25 protein-coding genes are annotated in these 24120 nt (G+C 63.8%); 14 read left to right on the top strand and 11 right to left on the bottom strand.

Going from position 1 to position 24120, the window contains the following annotated elements; genetic code table 11:
• Nucleotide 1: 1 nt before the first annotated feature.
• Genes J5Y06_RS20960 through J5Y06_RS20940 form a run of 5 tightly spaced genes read right to left on the bottom strand, consistent with a single transcriptional unit; the run spans nt 2 to nt 4847 of the window.
• Nucleotides 2–808 (bottom strand): purine-nucleoside phosphorylase, encoded by an 807-nt coding sequence (locus J5Y06_RS20960; protein ID WP_209337157.1) that lies wholly within the window; start codon nt 806–808, stop codon nt 2–4.
• The gene (gene cdd / locus J5Y06_RS20955) at nt 805–1203 is read right to left on the bottom strand and encodes a cytidine deaminase (protein WP_209337156.1); all 399 of its coding nucleotides are present in this window, start codon (nt 1201–1203) and stop codon (nt 805–807) included. The genes J5Y06_RS20960 and cdd overlap by 4 nt, the downstream gene beginning before the upstream one ends.
• Nucleotides 1204–1207: 4 nt before the next feature.
• The gene (locus tag J5Y06_RS20950) at nt 1208–2179 is read right to left on the bottom strand and encodes an ABC transporter permease (protein ID WP_209337155.1); all 972 of its coding nucleotides are present in this window, start codon (nt 2177–2179) and stop codon (nt 1208–1210) included.
• Nucleotides 2179–3318, bottom strand: a complete 1140-nt coding sequence (locus J5Y06_RS20945) for an ABC transporter permease (protein WP_209337154.1) — start codon at nt 3316–3318, stop codon at nt 2179–2181. Before J5Y06_RS20945 ends, J5Y06_RS20950 begins: the two co-directional genes overlap by 1 nt.
• The gene (locus J5Y06_RS20940) at nt 3315–4847 is read right to left on the bottom strand and encodes an ABC transporter ATP-binding protein (RefSeq protein ID WP_209337153.1); all 1533 of its coding nucleotides are present in this window, start codon (nt 4845–4847) and stop codon (nt 3315–3317) included. Before J5Y06_RS20940 ends, J5Y06_RS20945 begins: the two co-directional genes overlap by 4 nt.
• A gap of 237 nt (nt 4848–5084) precedes the next feature.
• On the opposite strand from J5Y06_RS20940, the gene J5Y06_RS20935 reads away from it, so the two are divergent.
• From J5Y06_RS20935 to J5Y06_RS20920, 4 genes are all read left to right on the top strand, one after another.
• A complete protein-coding gene (locus J5Y06_RS20935) occupies nt 5085–5546 on the top strand; it encodes an acyl-CoA thioesterase (protein ID WP_209337152.1) in 462 nt (153 codons plus the stop codon).
• Nucleotides 5543–6607: an aldose epimerase family protein gene (locus tag J5Y06_RS20930; RefSeq protein ID WP_209337151.1), complete on the top strand. Its 1065-nt coding sequence runs from the start codon at nt 5543–5545 to the stop codon at nt 6605–6607. The genes J5Y06_RS20935 and J5Y06_RS20930 overlap by 4 nt, the downstream gene beginning before the upstream one ends.
• Nucleotides 6608–6715: 108 nt before the next feature.
• Complete coding sequence (locus J5Y06_RS20925; RefSeq protein WP_209337150.1) at nt 6716–7063, top strand: hypothetical protein; 348 nt, start codon at nt 6716–6718, stop codon at nt 7061–7063.
• 67 nt (nt 7064–7130) lie between these two features.
• On the top strand, nt 7131–7667 hold the full coding sequence (locus J5Y06_RS20920; protein ID WP_209337149.1) for a copper chaperone PCu(A)C: 537 nt from the start codon (nt 7131–7133) through the stop codon (nt 7665–7667).
• Between the two features lie 4 nt (nt 7668–7671).
• Here J5Y06_RS20920 and J5Y06_RS20915 read toward each other — a convergent pair whose 3' ends face one another.
• Nucleotides 7672–8616 (bottom strand): D-alanyl-D-alanine carboxypeptidase family protein, encoded by a 945-nt coding sequence (locus J5Y06_RS20915; RefSeq protein WP_245248216.1) that lies wholly within the window; start codon nt 8614–8616, stop codon nt 7672–7674.
• A gap of 474 nt (nt 8617–9090) precedes the next feature.
• Here J5Y06_RS20915 and J5Y06_RS20910 point away from each other — a divergent pair, with 474 nt between their 5' ends.
• From J5Y06_RS20910 to J5Y06_RS20870, 9 genes are all read left to right on the top strand, one after another.
• Entirely contained in the window at nt 9091–9234 is a 144-nt protein-coding gene (locus tag J5Y06_RS20910; RefSeq protein WP_209337148.1) for a hypothetical protein, read from the top strand.
• A gap of 105 nt (nt 9235–9339) precedes the next feature.
• Nucleotides 9340–9651, top strand: a complete 312-nt coding sequence (locus J5Y06_RS20905) for a (2Fe-2S)-binding protein (RefSeq protein ID WP_209337147.1) — start codon at nt 9340–9342, stop codon at nt 9649–9651.
• A complete protein-coding gene (gene bfr / locus J5Y06_RS20900) occupies nt 9617–10102 on the top strand; it encodes a bacterioferritin (RefSeq protein WP_209337146.1) in 486 nt (161 codons plus the stop codon). Before J5Y06_RS20905 ends, bfr begins: the two co-directional genes overlap by 35 nt.
• Nucleotides 10103–10233: 131 nt before the next feature.
• Nucleotides 10234–11457, top strand: coding sequence for an ABC transporter substrate-binding protein (locus J5Y06_RS20895; protein WP_209337145.1), 1224 nt, complete (start codon nt 10234–10236; stop codon nt 11455–11457).
• 19 nt (nt 11458–11476) lie between these two features.
• Nucleotides 11477–13153 carry an ABC transporter permease gene (locus J5Y06_RS20890; protein WP_342453471.1) on the top strand — a complete coding sequence of 559 codons (1677 nt, stop codon included), beginning with the start codon at nt 11477–11479 and terminating at the stop codon, nt 13151–13153.
• A 9-nt stretch (nt 13154–13162) separates the two neighbouring features.
• A complete protein-coding gene (locus tag J5Y06_RS20885) occupies nt 13163–13795 on the top strand; it encodes an ATP-binding cassette domain-containing protein (protein ID WP_245248214.1) in 633 nt (210 codons plus the stop codon).
• The gene (gene hrpB / locus J5Y06_RS20880; RefSeq protein WP_209337143.1) at nt 13792–16251 is read left to right on the top strand and encodes an ATP-dependent helicase HrpB; all 2460 of its coding nucleotides are present in this window, start codon (nt 13792–13794) and stop codon (nt 16249–16251) included. The genes J5Y06_RS20885 and hrpB overlap by 4 nt, the downstream gene beginning before the upstream one ends.
• Nucleotides 16252–16304: 53 nt before the next feature.
• Nucleotides 16305–17606, top strand: a complete 1302-nt coding sequence (locus J5Y06_RS20875; protein WP_209337142.1) for an ActS/PrrB/RegB family redox-sensitive histidine kinase — start codon at nt 16305–16307, stop codon at nt 17604–17606.
• Between the two features lie 97 nt (nt 17607–17703).
• Nucleotides 17704–18267, top strand: coding sequence for an ActR/PrrA/RegA family redox response regulator transcription factor (locus tag J5Y06_RS20870; protein WP_209337141.1), 564 nt, complete (start codon nt 17704–17706; stop codon nt 18265–18267).
• Between the two features lie 13 nt (nt 18268–18280).
• Here J5Y06_RS20870 and J5Y06_RS20865 read toward each other — a convergent pair whose 3' ends face one another.
• Nucleotides 18281–18784 (bottom strand): MmcB family DNA repair protein, encoded by a 504-nt coding sequence (locus tag J5Y06_RS20865; RefSeq protein WP_209337140.1) that lies wholly within the window; start codon nt 18782–18784, stop codon nt 18281–18283.
• A 213-nt stretch (nt 18785–18997) separates the two neighbouring features.
• Between J5Y06_RS20865 and J5Y06_RS20860 the strand changes: the two genes are divergently transcribed.
• The gene (locus J5Y06_RS20860) at nt 18998–19627 is read left to right on the top strand and encodes a L,D-transpeptidase (protein WP_209337139.1); all 630 of its coding nucleotides are present in this window, start codon (nt 18998–19000) and stop codon (nt 19625–19627) included.
• 437 nt (nt 19628–20064) lie between these two features.
• Here J5Y06_RS20860 and J5Y06_RS20855 read toward each other — a convergent pair whose 3' ends face one another.
• From J5Y06_RS20855 to murJ, 4 genes are all read right to left on the bottom strand, one after another.
• A complete protein-coding gene (locus J5Y06_RS20855; protein WP_209337138.1) occupies nt 20065–20643 on the bottom strand; it encodes a NifU family protein in 579 nt (192 codons plus the stop codon).
• Between the two features lie 61 nt (nt 20644–20704).
• Nucleotides 20705–21196 (bottom strand): universal stress protein, encoded by a 492-nt coding sequence (locus J5Y06_RS20850; RefSeq protein WP_209337137.1) that lies wholly within the window; start codon nt 21194–21196, stop codon nt 20705–20707.
• A 125-nt stretch (nt 21197–21321) separates the two neighbouring features.
• Entirely contained in the window at nt 21322–22389 is a 1068-nt protein-coding gene (gene trpS, locus J5Y06_RS20845; RefSeq protein WP_209337136.1) for a tryptophan--tRNA ligase, read from the bottom strand.
• Between the two features lie 121 nt (nt 22390–22510).
• Complete coding sequence (gene murJ / locus J5Y06_RS20840; protein ID WP_209337135.1) at nt 22511–24079, bottom strand: murein biosynthesis integral membrane protein MurJ; 1569 nt, start codon at nt 24077–24079, stop codon at nt 22511–22513.
• Nucleotides 24080–24120: the final 41 nt, after the last annotated feature.

Raw genomic sequence — 24120 nt, 5'->3', positions numbered from 1 at the left:
CTCAGGAACCGAAGCCGCCGCGCGCAAAGAGCTGCTGCAGCACGCGTGCGAGCTTGGCTCCGCCGAACGGCGCGATGTCTTTTGTTTCCTGATGCGAAAGCTCCGAGCGGTTGAGCCCGGCGGCAAGGTTGGTGATCACGGAACACGCGGCCACCTGGAGACCGAGGAAGCGCGCGAGGATCACTTCCGGCACCGTCGACATCCCCACGGCATCGGCACCCATGGTCCGCGCCATGCGGATCTCGGCAGGCGTTTCGAAGGAGGGGCCGGAAAACCACATGTAAACGCCCTCGTGGAGGTCCACGCCGGCCGCGCCCGCCGCAAGGCGGATCGCCTCGCTCATGCCGCGGTCATACGCTTCCGTCATTCCCACGAAGCGGCGGTCGGTTGCTTCTCCGAACAGCGGGTTCACGCCCGCAAAGTTGATATGATCGTTGATCAGCATCACCGATCCAGGCGGCATGTCGGGGTGGAGGGAGCCCGCGGCGTTGCTGAGAACGAGATGACGGATGCCGAGATCCGCTAGGATCTCCAGCGCCGGCCGCATAACGGCGGCGTCGCCATGCTCGTAGTAGTGCGCACGGCCCGAAAGCAGCAGAACCGGTTGGCCGCTGATCGTGCCCGCCACCACCTCACCGCGATGCCCGGTCACGCCGCTTCGAGGAAAGCCTTCCAGCTCCGCATAGGGGGTGCGGACCGCATCCTCCACCACATCGACGAGGCTTCCAAGCCCCGACCCCAGAACAACGGCCACTCTAGGCGCAAGTCCGTTCAGGTCCCGCACCAGTCGCGCCACTGCGGGCTTCATTTCAAGAGATCCGCGCGAAAGCCGAAGGGCAGGATCTCGGCCATGGTGACGGTCTCCACCACCCCTGTCTGGTCGCAAAGGTGCAGCTTCGTGTCAGGTCGCGAAAACTCCGCCAAACGCTGTCGGCAGCCGCCGCAGGGCGTGATGCGGTCCATGCGTTCGGCAACAACGGCGATCTCTGCGATCTCGCCGCCGCCGGCCATGATGTAATGGCCGAGCATGGTGGTTTCGGCGCACCAGCCTTCGGGATAAGACGCAACCTCGATGTTGGCACCCGAAAAGACGCGCCCGTCGGTGGTGCGCAGCGCCGCTCCCACGGGAAAGCGGGAATAGGGCGCGTAGCACCTGGTCATCGCATCGCGCGCGGCGTCGAACAGGTCCTGCGCATCCGGCATTGGGTCAGCGCTCCTTCACATAAGGCACGCCGCCGGCGCGCGGCGGAATGGCCTTGCCGATAAAGCCCGCAAGCAGGATGACCGTGAGGATATAGGGCAAGGCCTGCATGAACTGCACCGGCACGCGGCCGACAAGGGGCAGGGGCGTGCCTTGCAGCCGGATCGACAGGGCGTCGAGAAAGCCGAACAGGAGGCACGCAAACATCGCCGGTACCGGCCGCCACTTCGCAAAGATCAGGGCGGCCAACGCGATGTAACCGCGTCCCGCGGTCATGTCCTTCACGAAGCCCGCATTCATCGCCAGCGCGAGGTAGGCCCCAGCGGCTCCTGACAAGATGCCGGTGCAGATCACCGCGCGATAACGCAGCCAGGGCACGGAAATGCCGGCGGTGTCGACGGCAGCCGGATTTTCGCCTACCGCGCGCAGCCGCAGGCCAAATCGCGTGCGGTAAAGCACCCACCAGGTTACAGGCACCGTCAGGAAGGCGAGGTAAACCAGGATCGTGTGGCCGGACAAAAGATCGGCATAGATCGTGCCCAGCACCGGCACGTCGCGCAGCGCGGCCGCGCCCGGCAGCTCCACGGCGTTGAAGCGGCCCGGCCCGCTGACCTGTGGGGTGCGACCGCCTTGTGCGAACCAGGCCTGCCCGAGAATAATGGTGGCCCCGGCCGCGATGAAGTTGATGGCAACCCCCGAGACGATCTGGTTACCGCGGTGGGTGATGGACGCAAAGCCGTGCACAAGTGCCAGAGCCACGGCAACAAGGATCGCCATTCCGAGCCCGATCCAGGCCGAACCAAACACGAAGGCGGCTGAGCCGGCAGCAAACGCGCCGGCCAGCATCTTGCCTTCCAGGCCGATGTCGAAGATGCCGGATCGTTCCGAATAAAGGCCTGCGAGGCAGGCAAGCAGCAGCGGGATCGACAAGCGGATCGTGGAGTCGAGCACCGTGATGATCGTCGGGAGGAAGTCCATCAGGCTTGCCCCTCCCGCGCTGCACCGTTGCTTCGAGCCGGGTTGCCGAGCGACGCGAAAAACGCCTGGATCGGCGGCCGGAACATGTGCTCCAGGGCTCCCGCAAACAGGATCACGAGGCCCTGGATGATCACGATCATGTCGCGGCTGATTGCCGGCATCTCGAACGCGATTTCCGCGCCGCCCTGGTAAAGCACGCCAAACAAGATCGCCGCCGGCACGATACCAGCCGGATGCGACCGCCCCATCAGCGCCACGGCGATCCCCACGAATCCCGCGCCCGTCACGAAGTCGAGCTGCAACCGGTTCTGGTCGCCCATGACGGGGTTCAGCGCCATCATGCCGGCCAGCGCGCCTGAGATCATCATGGTGATAATGATGATGCGAGCTTCGCCGATCCCCGCATAACGCGCCGCCTTGGGTGAAAAGCCCTGCGTCCGGATCTCGTAGCCAAGCTTGGTTCGCCAGATCAGCACCCAGACGCCAAAGGCAGCAGCAAGCGCAAGCAGAAACGAGATGTTGAAGGGCGCGGAACGGATGCGGGCGCCAAACAGCTCGATGATCCAGTTGAGCTTGGGCAGCTGCCCGCCTTCCGCAAAGGCGCGCGTTTGCGGCGCCATCTGGCCGAGCGGCTTCAACACATCCACCAGGAGGTAGACCATGAGGCTGGCGGCGATGAAGTTGAACATGATCGTGGTGATCACGATGTGCGAGCCGCGTTTGGCCTGGAGATAAGCGGGGATCAGCGCCCACAGCGCACCGGCCAGTCCGGCCCCCACCACCGCCAGCGGAAAGTTCACATACCACGGGAAAACGGCGTCGAGGTTCAGCACCACCAGAACCACACCCAAGCCGCCGATATAGGCCTGGCCTTCGCCGCCGATGTTGAACAGCCCGCCATGAAACGCCACGGCCACGGCAAGCCCGGTGAAGATGAAGCTCGTCGCGTAATACAGCGTATAGGCGATATTCTGCCCCCGCCCGAACGCGCCTTCGATCATGATCGCCGCCGCACTGAGCGGGTTCTCGCCCACAAGCAGCACAACCAGGCCGGCAACGGCAAAGGCAACAACCAGGTTGATCAGCGGGATAAGCCCGTAGTCCACCCAGCGCGGCAGCTTGGCGTAGGGAACACTCATTCCGCTGCCTCCGGCCCTTCTACGCCCGCCATGAGCAGGCCAAGCTCGCCTTCGCTGGCCGAGCCGTCGCGCTCTCCGACGATGCGGCCGTCGAACATCACGAGGATGCGGTCGGATAGGGCGCGGATCTCGTCGAGCTCCACGGACACGAGCAGCACAGCCTTTCCGGCATCGCGCATGGCGATCAGCCGCTTGTGAATGAATTCGATCGCGCCGACATCCACGCCCCGCGTCGGTTGCCCAACGAGAAGCACGCCGGGATCCTGTTCCATTTCGCGCGCCAGCACGATCTTCTGCTGGTTGCCGCCAGAGAAATTCGCTGTCTTCAAGCGCGGGTTGCCCGGCCGGATGTCGTATTTGGCGATCTTCTCCTCGGCATCCCTTCGGATCGCGGCATGGTCGAGAAATGGACCCTTCAGGTATTGCGCCTGGTCGTGGTAGCCGAGGATGGCGTTTTCCTGTTCCTCGTACGCAAGCACCAATCCAACATGGTGGCGGTCTTCCGGCACATGCGCCAGGCCGCGGTCGCGCAGCTCGCCGGGATCTGCGGTGCCGGTGACGTCGATTGGCTTGTTGTCGAGCAGAACCGTACCGGAAACCGCGCGTCGAAGGCCGGCAATGGTTTCCATCAGTTCCGACTGGCCGTTGCCCGCCACCCCCGCAATTCCAACGATCTCGCCGGCGCGCACCTCAAAGGATACGTCCTTCACCATGTCGACGCCGCGTCCATCGCGCACGGTGAGGTTCTCTACCGAAAGCTTGGAGGCAGCCGGGTTTGCAGCGTCCTTTTCGACGCGCAGGAGAACGCGCCGGCCGACCATCAGCTCGGCCAGTTCTTCCACGGTGGTGTCGGACGTCTTGCGCGTGGCAACCATGGTGCCGGCCCGCATCACCGAAACATTGTCCGTGATGGCCATGATTTCACGCAGCTTGTGCGTGATCAGGATCACCGTTTTGCCTTCGTCCTTCAGCCGCGCCAAGATGCGGAAAAGATGGTCGGCTTCCGGTGGGGTCAGGACGCCGGTGGGCTCGTCCAGGATCAGGATGTCTGCCCCGCGGTAAAGCGCCTTCAGGATTTCAACACGCTGCTGCAGGCCGACCGGCAGTTCTTCCACCACAGCGTCCGGATCGACTTCCAGCCCATAATCCTGTTCCAGCCGGCGCAACTCGGCGCGCGCCCGGCCGATGCTCGACGTGAGCAGCGCGCTGCCTTCGGCGCCGAGGATGATGTTTTCCAAAACCGTGAAGTTCGCCACCAGCATGAAATGCTGGTGCACCATGCCGATGCCGGTGGCGATCGCATCATTGGGCGTCTGGATGGAAACGGGTTTGCCGCGCACCAGGATGTCGCCGCTGTCGGCCTGGTAGAAGCCGTACAGGATCGACATCAGCGTCGACTTGCCGGCGCCATTTTCCCCGATAATGCCGTGGATCGTGCCGGGCGCCACCTCCAAGTGGATGTCACGGTTGGCGCGGACGGGGCCGAAGCTCTTGTTGATGCCGATGAGCTCGATCGCCGCGTCTGCCATGCCTGTTCCGTTCCGGTTGCTTCCTTGTGCCAGAACCAATGCCAGCCTTGCGGCATCGTTCCGGTCGCGCCCCGCCGGTTCAACGTGACGCCGCACTCTCGACAAAAGCCAACCGACTTGTCAATTTCCGGCCATGACAATCCCTGCCTTCGGCTTCAACATCATGCTTTCGATCCGAAACACACCGGAAAGCCACGCTTTCCGCTGGCCGGCTTCTAGCCGCCGGGCAGCCCGATAATGTCCGGAGGCGGCGCCCGCGAAAGCTACAAGACGTTTCGGCTGCTCACCACGCGCTGGCTGGACAACGACCTTTATGGCCACATGAACAATGTCGTGCACTACTCCCTGTTCGACAGCGCGGTGAATGGCTGGCTGATCGACAAAGGTGTGCTCGACATTCACGGCGGCGATCAGATCGGCCTCGTGGTGGAAACGGGCTGCCGGTATTTCGGGGAGATTGCCTTTCCGGATGTCGTTCATGCCGGTCTGCGGGTGGCGAAACTCGGCACCTCCTCCGTGCGCTATGAGGTCGGCCTTTTCCGCAACGACGAAGAAGCGGCCGCGGCCGAAGGCTTTTTCGTGCATGTTTATGTGGATCGGCAGACTCGCCGGCCCAAGCCGTTGAACCAGCCGCTCCGCTCGGCACTCGAAACCATCGCGGTGGTTACTCCCGATGCGAGCAAGGAGAGCGCAGCATGACCGGCATTGTTCGTGAGCATTGGGGAACGTTGGCGAACGGCGATGCCGTCGAAGCTGTGGTGCTGCGCACGCACAAATTGGAAATGCGTGTACTGACGCTGGGTGCGCTCGTCCAAAGCCTGCGCGTTCCCGATCGCAACGGGACCTTGGCTGACATCGTGCTGGGCCACGATGCCCCGCAAGCCTATCTGGACAAGCGGCAGTTCTTCGGCGCTGCCATCGGTCGCTTTTCCAATCGGCTCGACGGTGCGGCGTTTGTTCTGGATGGCAAGCGCCATTCGATTGAATCCAATGACGGCGACAATGTGCTTCATGGAGGCCCGGAAGGCTTTGACCGGAAGCTTTGGCGGATCGACCAGGTGGAGGAGGGGGCTGAGCCCGCCGTCACCCTGTCGCTTGTTTCGCCCGATGGCGACCAGGGCTTTCCCGGCACCCTCCATGCGTCCGTGACCTACCGCCTCGCGGGCGAAAGCGAGGTGAGCATCACCTTCGAGGCGACGAGCGACCAACCCACAGTGGTGGGTCTCACCCACCACGGCTATTTCAATCTCGGTGGTGTGGAAGCGCTCGCTCCAGCCACGTCTCATGTCCTGCAGGTTGAGGCGACCCACTTCTTGCCCGTTGGCGCAAACCTGATCCCGCATGGCGGCCCGGAACCGCTGGTCGGAACGCCGTTTGATTTCGGTGAAGCAAAGCCGATCGAGCGCGACCTGCGGCGCGCCAATGCGCAGCTGCTCCACGCACGCGGCTACGACCACTGCTTTTGTCTTTCCGACGCGCCGCAGGCGGAGCCGCGCCTCGCAGCCACCTTGCAAGATCCGCGGTCCGGAAGGGTGCTCCAGCTTTTGACGGACCAGCCGGGCTTGCAGGTTTATTCGGGCAACATGCTGGATGGCAGCACGGTCGGCAAATACAACCAGATCATCCGGCCCGGCGACGCGGTTTGCCTGGAACCGCAGGCCTGGCCGGATGCGCCCAACCGGCACGACTTCCCATCTGCCCGGCTTGATCCCGGGGCGGCCTACCGACACCGATCCGTATACCGCTTCAGTGCGCGCTGAGATCACCGTGACAATGAAGCACAGCCGCGTCTGCATGACGGGGCGGCGGCGTTCGTGATAGAACCGGCTCTTATGGGGATCCGCAGAACACACGCAGCAGGTCAGGTCGTGGCATTGCGCGCAATGGCCGTGACGTGGCTGATTGTCCTGTCAATGCTCGCCGGTGCCTTTTCGGCCGGCGCGGCGCCGCTTGGTCCCCAGCTCGACGCCTTCGGCAATCCGCTTTGTCTGCCGTCGCAGGAAAACGGCAGCCACGCCGGACATGGGGCGCTACCGGGTTGCTGCGTTTTGAGCTGCTGTGCGGAGTTGAGCGTTGCAACCGGCCCCTCCACACCGATCGACCTGTCCTTCTGCCACAAGATCCTGGACAGGCTGGCACTCCAGACGAGGGATGCGGCGCCGCGCCTGTTCCTCAAGGGCGCGCGTCATGCGCGAGGTCCTCCGCTTTTCATTTGATCGTTGCCGTCAAAAGAAGAAGCACAACGCAGCGGTCGTGTGACCCTGCTCATGAGGATCCTTTCGCATGTTTTTAAACCGAACCGCCCGCCATCTGGCTGGCTTCATCTTTGCCGTGAGCCTGACCACCGTTTCCATTGCCACCGCCCATGAATACAAGGCCGGCTCGCTCGAAATCGGCCACCCCTGGTCACGCGCCACTTTGCCGGGTGCCAAGGTCGCCGCCGGCTACCTTACCATCCACAATTCCGGCACGGAGCCCGACCGGCTCATTTCGGTAAAGTCGGAACTCTCCGAAAAGGGCGAGATCCACGAGATGGCGGTGAACGCCACCACCGGCGTGATGACCATGCGCCCGCTGGCCGAGGGCATCATGATCGAGCCGGGCGCCACAGTTGCGCTGGAGCCGGGCGGATATCACCTGATGTTCGTGGGTTTGAAGGCGCCTGCCGAAGAAGACAAGCGCTTCAAGGGCACGCTCACCTTTGAAAAAGCCGGCGCTGTGGAGGTCGACTTCGCGGTAGACGCCGCGGGCGCAAAGCCCGCCGAGTCGGCTGGTCATGACGGTGGCGCTTCGGGCCACGATCACGGCGCGGCGAACTGATCCCTCAGTCGTCCCAGTTCGGTTCGACCCCGGGCAGCGCGCCGGGGTCGAGCACGGCCAGCGCGCCGGGCAAGCTGCCGGACCCACCGGGCAGCGCCATCTCGATCATCTGGGCGACATGGGCGTTGCGTTCATTGCCGCTTTTTGCCCCCATCACCACCACGACGATCCGCCGGCCGTTGCGCGTCACGGAGGTGGCGACGTTGAAGCCCGAAGCCCGGATATAGCCGGTTTTCAGGCCGTCCACGCCGGAAACACCGCCCACCAGCTTGTTGTGCCCGCGGATCTGCTTGCCGCGATAGCTGAACTCGGTGGTGGAGAAGTAGCCGTAGTATTGCGGAAACTTGCGCCGCAACGCCATCGCAAGCGTTGCCATGTCGCGCGCAGTGGTGGTTTGCAGCGGATCCGGCAGGCCGGACGCGTTGCGGAAGCGGGTGTCGCGCATGCCGATCGCCTGCGCCCGAGCCGTCATCATGGCGGCGAACTGCTGTTCTGACCCACCGATGAATTCGCCGACCGCGGTGGCGATGTCATTGGCCGAGCGCACCACCAGCGCCTTCACGGCGGAGTCCACATCGATGCCGTCGCCGGCTTTCAGGCCCATCTTCGTGGGCGGACGCGATGCGGCATAAGCGGAAATCGGGATGATCGTGTTCTTGTTGACCCGTCCGCTCTCCATCTGCTCGAACAGCATGTAAAGTGTCATCATCTTGGTCAGGGACGCCGGATAGCGCGCAGCCGTTTCATCATGGCCGTAAAGCATCCGGCCGCTGCTGGCATCCACCGCGACGGCCGCGTAACGATCATAAGGCAGCGGAGCGATGGCAAATTGCCGCGGGCCGGCCGCGCCGCCGCCGGAGGAGCCGGTGGTGCTGCAGCCCGCAACAAGCGCGGCAAGCAGGGCGGCGGCAATCGACATGGGAAGCCGCAGCGTGGTTCGCTTGGTCATGGCGTTTCCTGAACGACCTGGAAAAATGCCGGGCAGAACGCCGCGACAGCTGAAGGCTGCTACCTGCCACGGGGAGCTTGTCCGGGCAATGCGTCGCCGCAGCTGGAAGCCGGGCCTGAGGTGACGCCTGCGTGAACAAGTTGCAGTTTAGAATAATTCCAAACCTTTGTTTCGAAAGAGCTTTATACCTGAGCGGCATTGACAGGATTAGGCTTGGAGGCGCATAAATGAGGCGTCGCGCATCCGGCGCGCCTTTGATGTCCAGGCCTTGAACCTGGTGGATTGGAGGAAGAATGTCGATCCTTGCCGCGCTCCATGGTGCGCTGGAACTCGGGCTGGCGCCCATGCGGGGTGCTGCGTGAACCCGCGCCCGGCTGCTCCCAACAATCTCGATCATCCGTGTTTCGCGCGCGCTCCCGCGTACGCAGGCTTGGCGCTGTCCGCGCGCTCCGCCGCATTCACCGGGAGGCTTCGGTGACGCTCAAGACGGCAAGATTGTCCGCATTCATGGCCACGCTGGTGCTGACGGCAGCGGTGTTTCTGCTTCCAGCAAACGCAGTCGACACAAAAAAACCGGTGCAGGTGACGTTCGCAACGCAGGTCGAAGGCGCGCGCTAGGGCCGAAAACGAGTTTCACCGTCCGCCCAACTCCCGGGCAGGCAGGTGAGGGTACCGAAGGTGACCGCTTCCGCGAGCGATCCCGAAGGGAAATGGTGAAGTGGAATGCTGGTTTGTCATTGTAACATCATCACCGAAAAGGAGATCGAGAACGCGATTCTCGAACTCCTGGACGCGGATCCTTGGCATCTGATCGTGCCGGCAAAGGTGTATCACCACCTCGCCAAGCGCGGTCGGTGTTGCGGCTGTTTCCCAAATGTGGTGGAAACGATCATTCGGGTCACCGAAAATTACCACGCGCGCTCTGCAAGCGACGCGGGTGATGTCGTTTCACATCTCGATCGCGTGCGCGGACTGCGCGATCAATTCGGGAGCAATCGCTATGAAGGGCGAACCACAGATCATCGAGCGGCTTAACGAGGCTTTGTTTCTCGAGCTCGGTGCCGTCAACCAGTACTGGCTGCACTACCGTCTGCTCGACGACTGGGGCTTCAAGAAGCTCGCCAAGAAGGAGCGCAAAGAATCCATCGAGGAAATGCATCACGCCGATCGCATCATCGAGCGGATCATCTTCCTTGAAGGTCATCCCAACCTCCAGAAGGTCGGGCCGCTGCGCATCGGCCAGAACGTCAAGGAAGTTCTGGAAGCAGACCTTGCCGGCGAATATGACGCCCGCACCTCCTACAAGCGCTCGCGCGAAATCTGCGACGAACTGGGCGATTACGTCACGAAGATGCTTTTTGAAGAGCTTCTGCGCGACGAAGAGGGCCACATCGACTTCCTGGAAACGCAGCTCGACCTGTTCAACAGGCTCGGCGAAACCAGCTACGGCCTCCTCAACGCGGACTCCGCCGACAACGGCGAGTAAGTTTCTTAAAGCGGATCTTCCGGCGCTTTCCGTCGCGTAAATGTGACGAGGGCTGTCGGCCAGGACGTTGACGCACCCATCGGTTGGTTTACCTGTGGGTGCGTTCGGCTGCGGCCGTCTGGAGGACCTTCATGTTCAAAGCTCTGGCTCTCGCAGCCGCCCTGTTCGGCGCTACCGCGGGGGCAGCAACCGCTGCTGATCCGGACCCGCGGAATTGGGACGGAGTTGTTGCCGAAGCGCGCGGACAGAAGGTTTTCTTCAACGCCTGGGGCGGCGCGGAAAACATCAACGCCTACCTGCAATGGGCCGCCGGTGAGCTGAAACGCCGCTTCGACATCGAGCTCGTCCATGTGAAGCTCGAAGACACGGCCACCGCGGTAGCCACGGTCCTGGCGGAAAAAACCGCCGGGCGGACAGAAGGCGGCAGCGTCGATCTTGTCTGGATCAACGGCGAGAATTTCGCCGCCATGAAGGATGCGGATCTCCTGCTCGGAAACGCCTGGGCAGAGCAGCTGCCGAACTTTGCCCTGGCGGACACGGAAAACAAGCCCACCATCCGCACCGACTTCACCGTTCCCGTGGAAGGCCAGGAAAGCCCTTGGGGCATGGCCAAGCTGGTCTTCTTCCACGACAGCGCGCGCACGGCGGCAGGCTCGCTTCCAACCTCCTCCGCAGCACTGCTTGATTGGGCGCGCAGCCACCCCGGCCGTTTCACCTATCCGCAGCCACCGGATTTCATCGGCTCCTCTTTTCTCAAGCAGGTGCTCATCGAGCGCGTCGAGGATCCGGCTGTGCTCTCGAAGCCCGCCGATCCCGCAACCTTCAACGAGGTGACCGCGCCCTTGTGGTCCTTCCTCGATGAACTGAACCCCCTGCTGTGGCGCGGAGGCCAGGCCTTCGCCCAGAACTATCCGGCGATGAAGCAACTGCTGGCCGACAACGAGGTCGACATCATCTTCGCCTTCAATCCCTCGGAAGCGCAAAGCGCGATTGCCGCGGGCGAACTGCCGGACACGGTGCGCTCTTTCACCTTTCCGGAAGGAACGCTCGGCAACACGCATTTCGTAGCGATCCCTTTCAACGCGGCCGCGAAAGCCGGTTCCATGGTGACGGCGAATTTCCTCCTTTCTCCGGAAGCCCAGGCTCGCAAGCAGGACCCAACCTATTGGGGCGACCCGACAGTTCTCGCGCTGGATAAGCTCACCCCGGAAGACCGCGCCCGCTTTGAAGCCATTGATCTTGGGCCGGCGACCCTGAAGCCGGATGAACTCGGGCCCGCTTTGGACGAGCCGCACCCGAGCTGGATGGACGCCGTCGAAGCGGAATGGACGCGGCGCTACGGCGCCGGCAACTGAACCCTTCTCAGGCGCCCAAGTGACCCGGCTCGGACCGCCGCTGGCTGTTCTGCTGCTGGGGCTGCCGGTGCTGATTGGCCTCCTCGGCACGATCCTGCCGGCCTTCGGCATCCTGCCCGCCTTGGGCGGTGTCACGCCGAGCCTTGCACCTCTCGAACAGCTTCTTGCGATGCCGGGCGTCTGGCGATCGGCGGCTCTGAGCTTCTGGATCGGCCTCGCATCCGGCGCGGGCTCCCTTTTCGTGGTGATGCTGTTCGTGGCCGGCTGGAGCGGCACGCACACCTTCAAACGCTTGCAGCGCACGATCGCGCCCTTGTTGTCGGTTCCCCATGCAGCCGCAGCTTTCGGGTTTGCCTTTCTGATCGCTCCATCCGGCTTTCTGGCGCGCCTCCTTTCGCCTGAACTGACCGGGTGGACCGCCCCGCCCAACGTCCTCATCCCCAATGATTCTTGGGGCCTGTCGATGATCGCGGGCCTGATGCTCAAGGAGATCCCATTTCTCCTTTTGATCACGCTGGCCGCCCTTCCGCAGGTCGAGGCGCAGCGTGGCCGCGCCGTGGTGGCAGCGTTGGGGTTCGGACGCACGGCCGGCTTTCTCCTTGCCTTATGGCCGGCGATCTACAGGCAGATCCGCTTGGGCATTTTTGCCGTTCTCGCGTTTTCGTCGTCCGTGGTCGACGTCGCAGCCATTCTGGGGCCGACGTTGCCGCCAACCCTCGCGCCGCGTTTGCTGCAATGGATCACCGACCCGGATCTCACCCTGCGTTTTGCCGCCGCAGCCGGCGCGCTGCTTCAGCTTGGCGTCACGCTTGGCGTCTTGCTCGTGTGGATCGGCCTGGAACAAGGGGGCGCTTTCCTGCGCGACAGGGTGGCGACGTCTGGCCGTCGCTTTCGTCACGACCGTGCGGTGCGAATTGTTGCCGCCGCCGGGCTTGCCGCTTCCGCCGGCGCCGTGTTTCTGGGCCTTCTGACCCTCGCCATCTGGTCGATTGCCGGTCTTTGGACCTTCCCGGACCTGCTGCCGCAATCCCTCACCCTGCGCGGTTGGGAAAGCGTGCTGCCTCGCTTGTCGAACCCGCTGCTCACCACGCTGATCGTGGCTGCGTCCGCCACGCTCCTCGCCGTTGCGCTGGCTGTGCTTTGCCTTGCCAACGAGGACCGCCGCGGCCGCCCGGCAGGCCGCGCCGCCCTTTGGATGATCTACCTGCCGCTCATCATCCCTCAGCCCGCTTTTCTGTTCGGGCTGCAGCTCGCCTTTGTGTCGGTTGACCTCCAGGCAACGCTTGCCGCCCTGGTGTTCGTGCACCTCGTCTTCGTTCTGCCCTATGTCTTTCTATCCTTGTCCGATCCTTGGCGCTCTCTTGATCGCCGCTACGAGCAGGTCGCGCGCGGCCTTGGGCGCTCGCGCCGCCGCGCCTTCTGGACGGTGCGCATGCCGCTTCTCCTGCGCGCACTTCTGACGGCAGCGGCCATCGGCTTCGCCGTCTCGGTCGGCCAATACCTGCCGACGGTGCTGATCGGGGCAGGGCGCCTCACCACCGTCACCACGGAGGCCGTGGCGCTCGCTTCCGGCGGCAATCGCCGCGTGATTGGAGTCTGGACCTTTGTTCAGATGATCCTGCCCTTCGTTGGCTTCCTCGTTGCCACGCTCGTGCCGGCGCTGGTATTCCGGCGCTTCCGCGCAGTGCGGGTCTAGGATGAACGGTTGGAACTGAAGCTCGACCAAGTCGCGATTGCGCTCGACGGGCATACGCTCGTGAGCCTGACAGAGGTGGTCGTGCCGGGCTCGGTTTTGACCGTGATGGGTCCGTCCGGTTCCGGCAAGTCGACCCTGCTCGCCTATGTCGGCGGCTTTCTCGATCCATCCTTCCAAGCCGCTGGCCGCGTCTGGATCAACGGTCGCGATGTCACGGACCTGCCGGCCGAAGAGCGGCGTGCCGGCATCCTGTTCCAGGATCCACTTCTGTTTCCGCACATGACGGTGGAAGGCAATCTCCTGTTCGGCTTGGCCCCCCATGTCAGGGGGCGCGATGCGCGTCGGCACGCTGTTGACGTCGCACTCGACCAGTTCGAACTCGGCGGCCTGGGGAACCGCGATCCGGCAACCCTTTCCGGCGGTCAGAAGGCGCGCGTCGCACTGGCCCGCGTCCTGTTATCCGCGCCCCATGCGCTGCTTCTCGATGAGCCCTTTTCCAAGCTCGATGCACCGCTGCGCCGGGCCATGCGCGATCTTGTTTTCGCCGAAGCGCGCGCACGCAACCTTCCGGTTCTGCTTGTGACCCATGACCAGGCTGATGCGGATGCCGCTGGTGGCACGCTGCTGCGGATCGGCGCATGATCGAACTGCCCGCGCTTCCGGTCACAGCGGTTCTGCCCGACCTGCTGGCGGCACTCGAAAGCGGCAGCTCCGCCGTGCTTGTGGCACCGCCTGGCGCCGGCAAGACCACGCTGATTCCCTTGGCCCTCCTCGATGCCCCTTGGCGCGGCGAAGGCACGATCCTCCTCCTGGAACCCCGGCGCCTCGCAGCCCGCGCCGCAGCCCGCCGCATGGCCTCCCTTCTCGGCGAGGAGCCGGGCTCAACCATCGGCTATGCCATGCGCATGGAAAGCCGGCGCTCGGCCGCGACCAAGATCCTGGTTGTCACCGAAAGCATCCTGTCGCGCATGATCCTGGAAGATCCCGAACTGTCGGGTGTCGCCTGCATCCTGTTCGACGAGTTTCACGAGCGCTCGCTGGATGGCGATTTTGGGCTGGCGCTCGCGCTGGATGTGCAGGGCGCGCTGCGACCGGACCTGCGCCTCCTCGTGATGTCCGCCACGATCGACGGCGCCCGCGTCGCCGCTCTCCTCGGCGATGTGCCGGTTCTCCGCAGCGAAGGCCGCGCCTTTCCCGTTGAAACCCGCTACCAGCCGCGCGATCCCCACGACCGCATCGAGGATGCCGTTGCGCGCGCCGTGCGTGAAGCGCTGGCCACCGAAGGCGGCAGCATTCTCGCTTTTTTGCCGGGCCAGCGCGAGATTGAACGCACCGCCGAGCGGCTCGTTTCGCTGCCCGAAAGCGTCGATGTGATGCCGCTGTTCGGCGCCATGGACGGTCGTGCGCAGGACCTGGCGATCCGCCCCGCAGTCCCCGGCCGGCGCAAGGTCGTGCTTGCAACGGCAATCGCCGAAACATCCATCACGATCGATGGCGTGCGGTTGGTGATCGACAGTGGCCTTGCCCGCGTGCCGCGCTACGAGCCCGCCTCCGGTTTGACCCGTCTTGAAACCGTGCGGGTTTCGCGCGCCTCGGCCGATCAGCGCGCCGGCCGCGCCGGGCGAACCGAACCCGGTGTTGCAATCCGATTGTGGCACAGCGGCCAAACACCAGCGCTGCCGCCCTTCACCACGCCGGAAATCCTGGAAGCGGACCTGTCGGGCCTGCTCTTGGACTGCGCGGCCTTTGGCGTGGCGGATCCCGGGGCGCTTGCTTTTCTTGACCCGCCGCCAGCTCCCGCGCTTGCCGAAGCCCGTACCTTGCTGGAGAACCTCGGTGCCCTTGATGGGAACGGCCGGTTGACGGAAGCGGGCGCCGCGATGCGCAAGCTCGCCTTGCCAGTCCGTCTGGCCCACATGGTGGCACAAGCCGCGCAAAGCGGGCAGGCGGAGGCCGCGGCGGAACTGGCGGTTCTGCTCACCGAACGCGGGTTGGGCGGCAATGCGGTGGATCTCGATGCGCGCTGGCAGCGCTTCCGATCGGATCGCTCGCCGCGCGCGCAATCCGCCCGCCAGTTGGCGAAGCGGCTGGCCGCATCCGCTGGCAGGCAAGCGCAGACGGTGGATGCGCCGCGCGCTGCGGGCCCGCTTCTGCTTCACGCCTGGCCCGATCGCGTTGCCAAGGCGCGCGGCGAAACCGGCCGCTTTCTTCTCGCCAACGGGCGCGGCGCCAACTTGGAACTGACTGAACCGCTGGCGCGCGCCCCCTTCCTTGTGGTGGCGGACCTGCAAGGCGCTGCCGCAAACGCACGGGTCGCGGCCGCGGCTGAAATCACCGAAGCCGATCTTCGCGGCGCCCTCGCGGAAACGATCGAACGCCGCACCGAAACACAGTTCGATGCCGCGCGCCGCGCCGTGCGGGTGCGCGAAACGGAGCGTTTGGGCGCCATTGTGCTGACCGAACGCCTGCTGCCGCCGCCGAGCGGAGCACAGGCCGATGCGGCCGTTCTAAGCGCCCTGCGCGCGCACGGGCTGGACCTTCTGCCTTGGAGTGACGCCGCCGCCACGCTGCGCCATCGCTTAAGCTGGCTCCACCGCGGCCTGGGCGCACCTTGGCCCGACGTTTCGGATGACGCGCTGTTGAGTGCGTTGGAAGATTGGCTTCTGCCGTTTCTTTCCGGCGAGGCATCCTTTGCGCGGATCCCGGCAGCTGCGGTCAGCGAAGGGCTGCGCAGCCGCATTCCCTTCGATCTGCAACGCCAACTGGACGCCATTGCGCCGACCCACTTCGATGCCCCATCCGGCAGCCGGGTGCCGATCCGATGGGATGGCGAATGGCCCGTTCTGGCCATTCGGGTGCAGGAACTGTTCGGCTTGACCGAACACCCGGCGGTGGCCAGTGGCACCGTGCCGCTCACGCTCGAGCTTCTGTCGCCGGCGCATCGCCCGATTCAGACCACGCGCGATCTCCCGGGCTTCTGGCAAGGCTCCTGGGCAGATGTCCGCTCAGAGATGCGTGGACGCTATCCCAAGCATGTTTGGCCGGAAGATCCCGCCAGCGCCCAGGCCACCAGCCGCGCCAAGCCGCGCGGAACCTGACGGCGCCGCGAAAGCCGCTTGGCTCCGGATCAGCTTCGGCGCATAGACCGCTCATGGCAAACCTCATGCCCTTTCAGGACACAAAGCAATATCACCGGCTTCGGCTCACCACGCTGATCCGCCTGCGCTGGCTGGCGATCATCGGGCAAAGCCTGGCGGTGATCACGGTGGCTTACTGGCTCAACTTTCCGTTGCCCGTCAGCCTGTGCTTTGCGCTGATCGCCTTGTCCGCTTGGCTGAACCTCTTCTTTGCCCTTCGCTACCCGGCCACGCAGCGCCTCGCCCCGCGCGCGGCAATGGCAATCCTCTTGTTCGATGCGCTGCAGCTCGCCGGCCTGCTTTACATGACGGGCGGCCTGACCAACCCGTTTTCCATCCTGATGAGCGTGCCGGTGGTGATCTCGGCAACCTCCTTGCCGCCCCGCTACACGCTGGTGTTGGGCGCTGTGGTGGGTGTTGTCGCAACGGTTCTCGCCTTCGAGCATCTCCCGCTTCCCTGGTATCAGGGCGCCGAACTCTCAATGCCGTTGGTGTTTGTGGCCGGCATCTGGGTGTCCGTGGTCGCGACGATTGCCTTCACGGCAATCTATGCGTGGCGGGTCGCGGAAGAAGCACGCATGCTGGGTAATGCCCTGGCCGCAACCGAACTCGTGTTGCAGCGCGAGCAGCATCTGTCTGCCTTGGATGGACTGGCGGCAGCCGCCGCCCATGAACTCGGCACCCCCCTGGCGACGATCGCTCTGGTGGCCAAGGAGATGGAACGCGCGCTGGGCGCCGACGAGCGGTTCCGCGAAGATGTCACGCTGTTGCGCAGCCAAAGCGAGCGCTGCCGCGAAATCCTGAAGCGGTTGACCAGCCTGTCCAGCGAAGGCGAGGTACATCTGAAGCGCCTGCCGCTGACGTCACTGGTGGAAGAGGTCACGGCGCCGCATCGCGATTTCGGTATCGGCATCCGATTGGAACCCGGCAAACTGGTGGGCGCCGAGCCTGTCGGGCGCCGCAATCCCGGCGTGATCTACGGCTTGGGCAACCTCGTGGAAAACGCGGTGGATTTTGCCCGCCACGAGGCGGTGGTCAGATGGAACTGGGATCTTGATCAGGTGGCTATCGAGATCGTGGATGATGGCACGGGTTTTGCGCCCGAAATCATCCACCGCATCGGAGAGCCCTATATGACGAGCCGCCAGGCTTCCGACCAGGGGGGCGGTGGCCTGGGCCTTGGGCTCTTCATCGCCAAAACCCTGCTTGAGCGGTCGGGGGCCACCGTCTCATTCCGGAACTCCGAAGATGAAAACCTCGGTGCATCCGTTTTTATCACCTGGCCGCGCCGCTTTTTCACCGGTGAAACAGCGTGAACCACGCGATCTGCATGGTTTTTTTGCTGTTGATGCTTATATCACGGTCATCACAAGATGAGCCCTCGTGTTCAGCCGTCACCCGGAACTGGAAACAATGACCCCTGAAGATTTCGCAGCCGACCCGCTTCTTGGCGACGACGCGTCTCTTCTTCTTGTTGATGACGACAAGCCATTTCTGACGCGCCTGGCGCGCGCCATGGAGGGGCGAGGCTTTGCCGTTGTCAGCGCCGAGAGCGTGGAAGAAGCGGTTGGTGCGGTCAAGCACCATGCGCCGGCCTATGCCGTGGTCGACCTCCGTTTGGCGGATGGCAACGGCTTGGACGTGGTGTCGGCCATTCGCGACAAGCGGCCGGACGCGCGCATCATCATCCTTACCGGCTATGGCAACATCGCCACGGCCGTCACCGCCGTGAAGCTTGGTGCGATCGATTATCTGTCGAAGCCCGCCGATGCCGACGACATCTACGCGGCCTTGACGCGGACGGGCGACGATCGCGTGGCGCCGCCGGAAAACCCGATGTCGGCGGATCGCGTGCGGTGGGAACACATCCAGCGTGTTTACGAGATGTGCGAGCGCAACGTGTCCGAAACCGCGCGCCGCTTGAACATGCACCGCCGCACCCTCCAGCGCATCCTCGCTAAGCGCGCGCCGCGGTAGCTCGCCGCTTTTCCTACTCGCTTTCGCCCTGCAGGGCGGGGATGTGAACTCCGGCCATTTCCGCGGATGTCAGGCGTGCGGCACCCGCGCGCGCAATCCGCAGCATCAGTGCTTTTCGTGTTGCGCCGGCAAGGCGGTGTTCCGGCGCCTCGCGCAGGATTTCCGCGCCGTAGCCATCCGATAGGATGAAGCCGCATTCTTGCGGAAAGATGTCCTGCGGCACGTCCGGGTGCGAGGCGAAAAAGAAGCGGTCCGAATGGAGCCGGTATTCCGGCCATTTTCGGTCAACGCGGAAATCCTCCACGGAACTCTTGATCTCGATGATCCACACGTCACCGCCGCGGGTGAGCGCTACGAGATCTGCCCGCCGACCGGTGGACAAGCAAAGTTCCGGCAGCACATGGGCGCCCATGGCAGCCATCAGGCGTTGCACGCCGCGCCGGATCACCAGTGCGCGCTCGGATTGACGGCCGTCGGCAAGGGGGTGAGCTTGGGTGCGGGAAGAAATGATGGGCATGCATGGACCATGCCATCGTTCGCAGCGGATTTGAACCCCTTTTGTTCTGCATCAGGTTCGGGAAAGCTGCTGTTGCCCTTTTGCCATAGTCGGCCGAGGACCTGCTGCGTGGAAGCAGTCGGCGCTTGGCAAATCGCGGGCGCGTGGCATTAAGTGCGGCCTCATCAGGCTCCCTTTCGAGCGCTTGCCCTTCGCAACGGAACTCGACCCAGCATGACATTCAAGACCACCGCTTTGGCCGCCACGCTGGCTCTTTCCACGGTTCTCACCGGCTGCTCCATCGGTGGTGGCGGCGGGAGCCTGCAATACTTCACGGGTGAGTACACCTCGCGTCGCGACATGGGCTACCAGATCCCGGCTGTGCCGCTATACAAGGTGCCACGCGAGTTCCAGCGCCAGATCGTGCGCTACAAAACGGCGGAAAAGCCCGGCACCATCATTGTCGATACCTCCGCCAAGCACCTGTACTTCGTGTTGCCGGACGGAAAGGCTGTTCGCTACGGCATTGGCGTTGGCCGCGAAGGCTTCGAATGGAAGGGCGATGCGCGCATTGCCATGAAGCGGGAATGGCCGACCTGGACGCCACCGCGCGAAATGATCGGCCGCCAGCCCGAACTGGCGAAGTGGGCGGGCGGTCAGCCGGGCGGCTTGACCAATCCCCTGGGCGCCCGCGCGCTGTACCTGTTCAACAAGGGTGGCGACACCGGTTACCGCCTGCATGGCACGCCTGAATGGGCGTCGATCGGCAAGGCGATGTCGTCCGGCTGCATCCGCCTCATCAACCAGGACGTCATTGATCTCTACAACCGCGCTGAAGTCGGCGCGAAGGTCATCGTCCTCTAGGGCTTAGACGCGAACCGTCCGGGCAACACAGCACCAGGTTCGTAAGGAAAAAGCCGGGCGGAGGGGCCCGGCTTTTTCATGTCTGGCTTCGCCATCGCGTGCTTTGTTGGCGAAAGCCTTCACGGATGGCCTGCCGGAGCCTCCACGTGACGCAGTGGAAACGGTGCGGCTGATGAGGGACGAGGATCGCTATTGAGATCTACCTCGACACATCGGTCATTGTCGCACTGATCTCTCGCGAGGTGACGACGCCTCTTGTGCAGAACTGGATGGAAGCTCAGGGGCCGCGCTTCATCTTGCAATTGCCGCGACAGCCCATGCCGAACGCGCGACGAGCGACAAAAAAATGGCCGAGGCTGGCTCAAGCCTCGGCATTCCAGCAACTCTGATAAAGGACATTGGAGCCTAGGCTGACTGAGCAGCCCGCACTGTCTTGTTCAAACCACCTGTTCGACCTGCTGCACTTCCGGAACGAAATGGCGCAGGAGGTTCTGGATGCCATGCTTCAGCGTGGCCGTGGACGAGGGGCAGCCGGCGCACGCACCCTTCATGTGCAGAAACACAGTTCCGTTTTCATAGCCGCGGAAGGTAATGTCGCCGCCATCCTGTGCCACCGCCGGGCGCACCCGCGTGTCGAGCAGTTCCTTGATGGTGACAACGATTTCCTCGTCCGCCTTGTCGAAGAATTCTTCGCCCGTGTCGGCGTCCTGATGCGCTTGTCCGGCCGCTTCGTTGGCCATCACCGGGAGCCCGGCCATGAAGTGCTCCATGATCGCGCCGAGAATGGCGGGCTTCATGTGCTGCCAATCCTGCCCTTCCTTGGACACCGTCACGAAATCGTAGCCAAAGAACACGCCCGTCACGCCCGGGACGTCGAACAAGCGCCCGGCAAGCGGCGACGCGAGGCGCGCGCTGTCGGCGTCGCGGAAGTCGGCTGTGCCTTCTTCCATCACAATCACGCCCGGAAGGAACTTCAGCGTTGCCGGATTGGGCGTCGACTCGGTCTGAATAAACATGGCGGATCTCCGCTCCGAAGCTGTTTGGAATAGTTCTAAATAGACCTTCCCACTCCGCTTATCAAGCGAGGTGTTCCATGTCCTCTTCGCTGAGGGTTTGTGGAACGATGGTGACAGGAATGGGGAAGCTGCCGCCTTTGCCTACGGTCGCCATCACCAAGGGCCCAGGACCTTCCTTGGCCGAACTGGCGGCAAGAACCAGGATGGCGATGTCCTGATCTTCCTCGATATGTGCGAGGATCTCGTCCTTGGCCGCTCCCTCGCGCACGATCAGTTCCGGCTCGATGCTGAGCGAGGTGCGGATGCGCGTCGCATAACCGTCCAGCGCGAGCTTGGCGTTGGCGGTGGCTTCGTCGCGCATCACCTGCTCCACGCCCAGGAAGTGCTGGAAATCAGCGTTGTCGATCACATAAAGCAGCACCAGAACCCCGCCGGTGGTCTTGGCGCGCCGTGACGCATAAGCCACCGCCTGTTCGCATTCCGGCGTGTCGTCGACGATAGCGAGGAACTTGCGCCGGTGGCCCGTTTCGCGGCTCAGTCGTTTGGAAACCATGACGTCCCTTCCTTGGCTCAAACCGGGTGACCATGCCACCGAGCCCGTTCCGGAACAAGTCTATTGATTTAGTAGACATTGAAGCTCCTGCCAGCCGGTGGCTGGCAAGCGGCGTGATCTCGTGATCAGTCCTGCAGGAACCCGAGGATCTCGCGAACCGTCTTCATGGTGCCTTCGGCAATCGCGCGTGCCCGCTCACCACCGTCCTTGAGAACGGCGTCGACATAAGCGGTGTCGGCCTGGATGCGGCGCATTTCAGAGGCGATCGGGGCGAGCTTGTCCACCGCCAGGTCGGCCAGCGCGGGCTTGAAGGTCGAGAACTGCTGGCCACCGAATTCGGCGATCACGGCTTCGCGTGTTTGGCCGGACAGCCCCGCATAGATGCCGATGAGGTTGTCGGCTTCCGGCCGCTCCTTCAGCCCCGCGAGCTCGCTCGGCAGCGCATCCGGGTCGGTCTTGGCCTTCTTGATCTTCTTGGAGATCGTATCGGCATCATCCGTCAGGTTGATGCGCGACAGATCCGACGGATCGGATTTCGACATCTTCTTTGTGCCGTCGCGCAGGCTCATCACCCGCGTGGCCGGACCTTCGATCATGGGTTCGGTGAGCGGAAAGAAGCCGTGCACCGTTTCCTCGCCCATGGCGAGTTCCACGCCCACACCCAGTTCGCGGATGCGATGGGAGAAGTCGTTGTTGAACTTAATCGCGATGTCGCGCGTCAGCTCGATATGCTGCTTCTGGTCGTCGCCAACCGGAACATGCGTGGCGCGGTAAAGCAGGATGTCTGCCGCCATCAGGCTCGGATAAGCGAGAAGGCCGAGCGAGGCGTTCTCGCGGTCCTTGCCGGCCTTGTCCTTGAACTGCGTCATGCGGTTCATCCAGCCGATGCGCGCCACGCAGTTGAAGATCCAGGCGAGCTCGGCATGCTGCATCACCCGGCTCTGGTTGAACACGATGTGCTTTTTCGGATCGATGCCGGCGGCGAGATAGGCAGCGGTGATGGAGCGCGTTTGCGCGGCAAGGTCCTCATGCACCAGCTGCGCCGTAATGGAATGCATGTCCACCACGCAATAAATGCAGTCATGCTCGTCCTGCAGCGCCACGAATTTGCGGATCGCGCCGAGGTAGTTGCCGAGATGCAGGTTGCCGGTGGGCTGAACGCCGGAAAAAACGAGCGGCTTGAAGGGGGACATGGTGCCTCGTGGCTTGTGGAGGGCCATTTCGCGAAAGCCGCGAAAACGGACGTGCCGTGAAAATCGGCGCGCTTATGGACCAGCGGCCGCACCCGCGCAAGAGGCGAGGGCAAGGTTGAGATCAGCCGCGGCGGCGGCGCATGTTGCGCTTCAGCGTCGGCAAGTCGACGCCGCCCAACGCGAAGGTGGCGGCAAGATAAATCGCCATGCCGGCCAGGATCAGCCCACCCAGCGCCTGCACCTGCACGGGGAAGCTTGCGCGGGATGACAGGGCGCCCTCCAGCCACCCAGCTCCATACCAAAGCGCCACCCCCATCAGAAGGGTGGCCAGGACGATCCGCGGCACGCGCTTGATCAGCCCGCGATCGCTTTTGTAGTGACCGCGGCGCATCAGGAGGCCCGCAAGCAGAAGCGCGTTCACCCAGCCGGCGATGGCGGAAGCAAGGGCGATTCCCGGTGCGCCCAGCGTGCGAAACGTTGCCAGCGCAACCGTGATGTTCAGCCCCACCGACACCGCCGCAAAAATCATCGGCGTGCGCGTGTCTTCGCGCGCAAAATAGCCGGGCGTGAACGCCTTGATCAGCACAAAGGCCGGCAGCCCCAGGGCAAAGATGGCGAGCACTGCGGCCACCAGTGGCGTGCTGCCATTGGCTGCAAAGGCACCGCGCTCATAAAGCACTCGCACCACGGGCTCGGCCAAAACAAACAGGCCGGCGGCGGCCGGCAGCGTCAGAAACAGGCTGAATTCCACGGAGCGGTTCTGCAGGCTCGAAGCTTCCGCGTCATCTCCGGCTTTGAGTGCGCGGGCAAGTTCCGGCAGCAGCACGATGGCCACCGCAATCCCCACCACGCCGAGCGGCAGCTGGTATACGCGATCGGCGAGCGCGAGGCTCGACACCGCGCTGTTTTGCGTGGAAGCGATGGCCGTGCCGATCAGCTGGTTGATCTGGGTGATGCCGCCGGTGATGGCGGCGGGCAGCGCGAGCAGCAAAAGGCGCTTCACGCCGGGCGTGAGGCGGGGGCGGGTAAACGACAGCCGTATTCCCGCAAAGCGCGCGGCGATCCAGACAATGGCGAGTTGAACCAGACCCGCGGCGAGCACGCCCCAGGACAGGCCGTAGCCGATGGCCGTCGCGTCCCAGCCGCGCTGCCAGCCGGCCGCCAGAACCCCGATCAGGATGATGTTGAGGAAAACCGGGGCGACGGCTGCCGCAAAATAGCGCCTGAGCGAGTTCAGCATGCCGGCCATCATGGCCGCAAGCGACATACACACCAGATAAGGAAACATGATCGCAGCGAGCGAACGGGTCAGCTCGAACTTGGCGGGGTCGTCGGAAAAGCCCGGCGCGATGATCGTGGCCACCAGAACCGGCATCGCCAGTTCCATGGCGATGGTGACCACCAGCAAAACGGTGAACAGGACGCCAAACACTTCCTCCGAGAAGCGGCGGGCGCCATCAAGGCCGTTCTGCTCGATTTCCTTGGCAAACAGCGGCACAAAGGCAGCGTTGAAGGCGCCTTCCGCAAACAAGCGGCGAAACGTGTTGGGAAACTGGAAAGCGGCATAGAACGCATCGGCCACCGGTCCGGTGCCGAGCGCGGCCGCCATCAGCATCTCGCGCGTAAAGCCGAGCAGGCGGCTCATCAGCGTGCCGGAAGCAACCGTTGCCAGCTTGGTGGCGAGACTCATGCGGCGAGGATCCTCATAGGGCGGGGATCCTCGTGAGGAAA

The organism is Tianweitania sediminis, assembly GCF_017813335.1.
Taxonomy (GTDB): Bacteria; Pseudomonadota; Alphaproteobacteria; order Rhizobiales; family Rhizobiaceae; genus Tianweitania; species Tianweitania sediminis.
The sequence above is the reverse complement of the archived record's forward strand: the minus strand, read 5'-3'. Positions and strand labels throughout refer to the sequence as shown.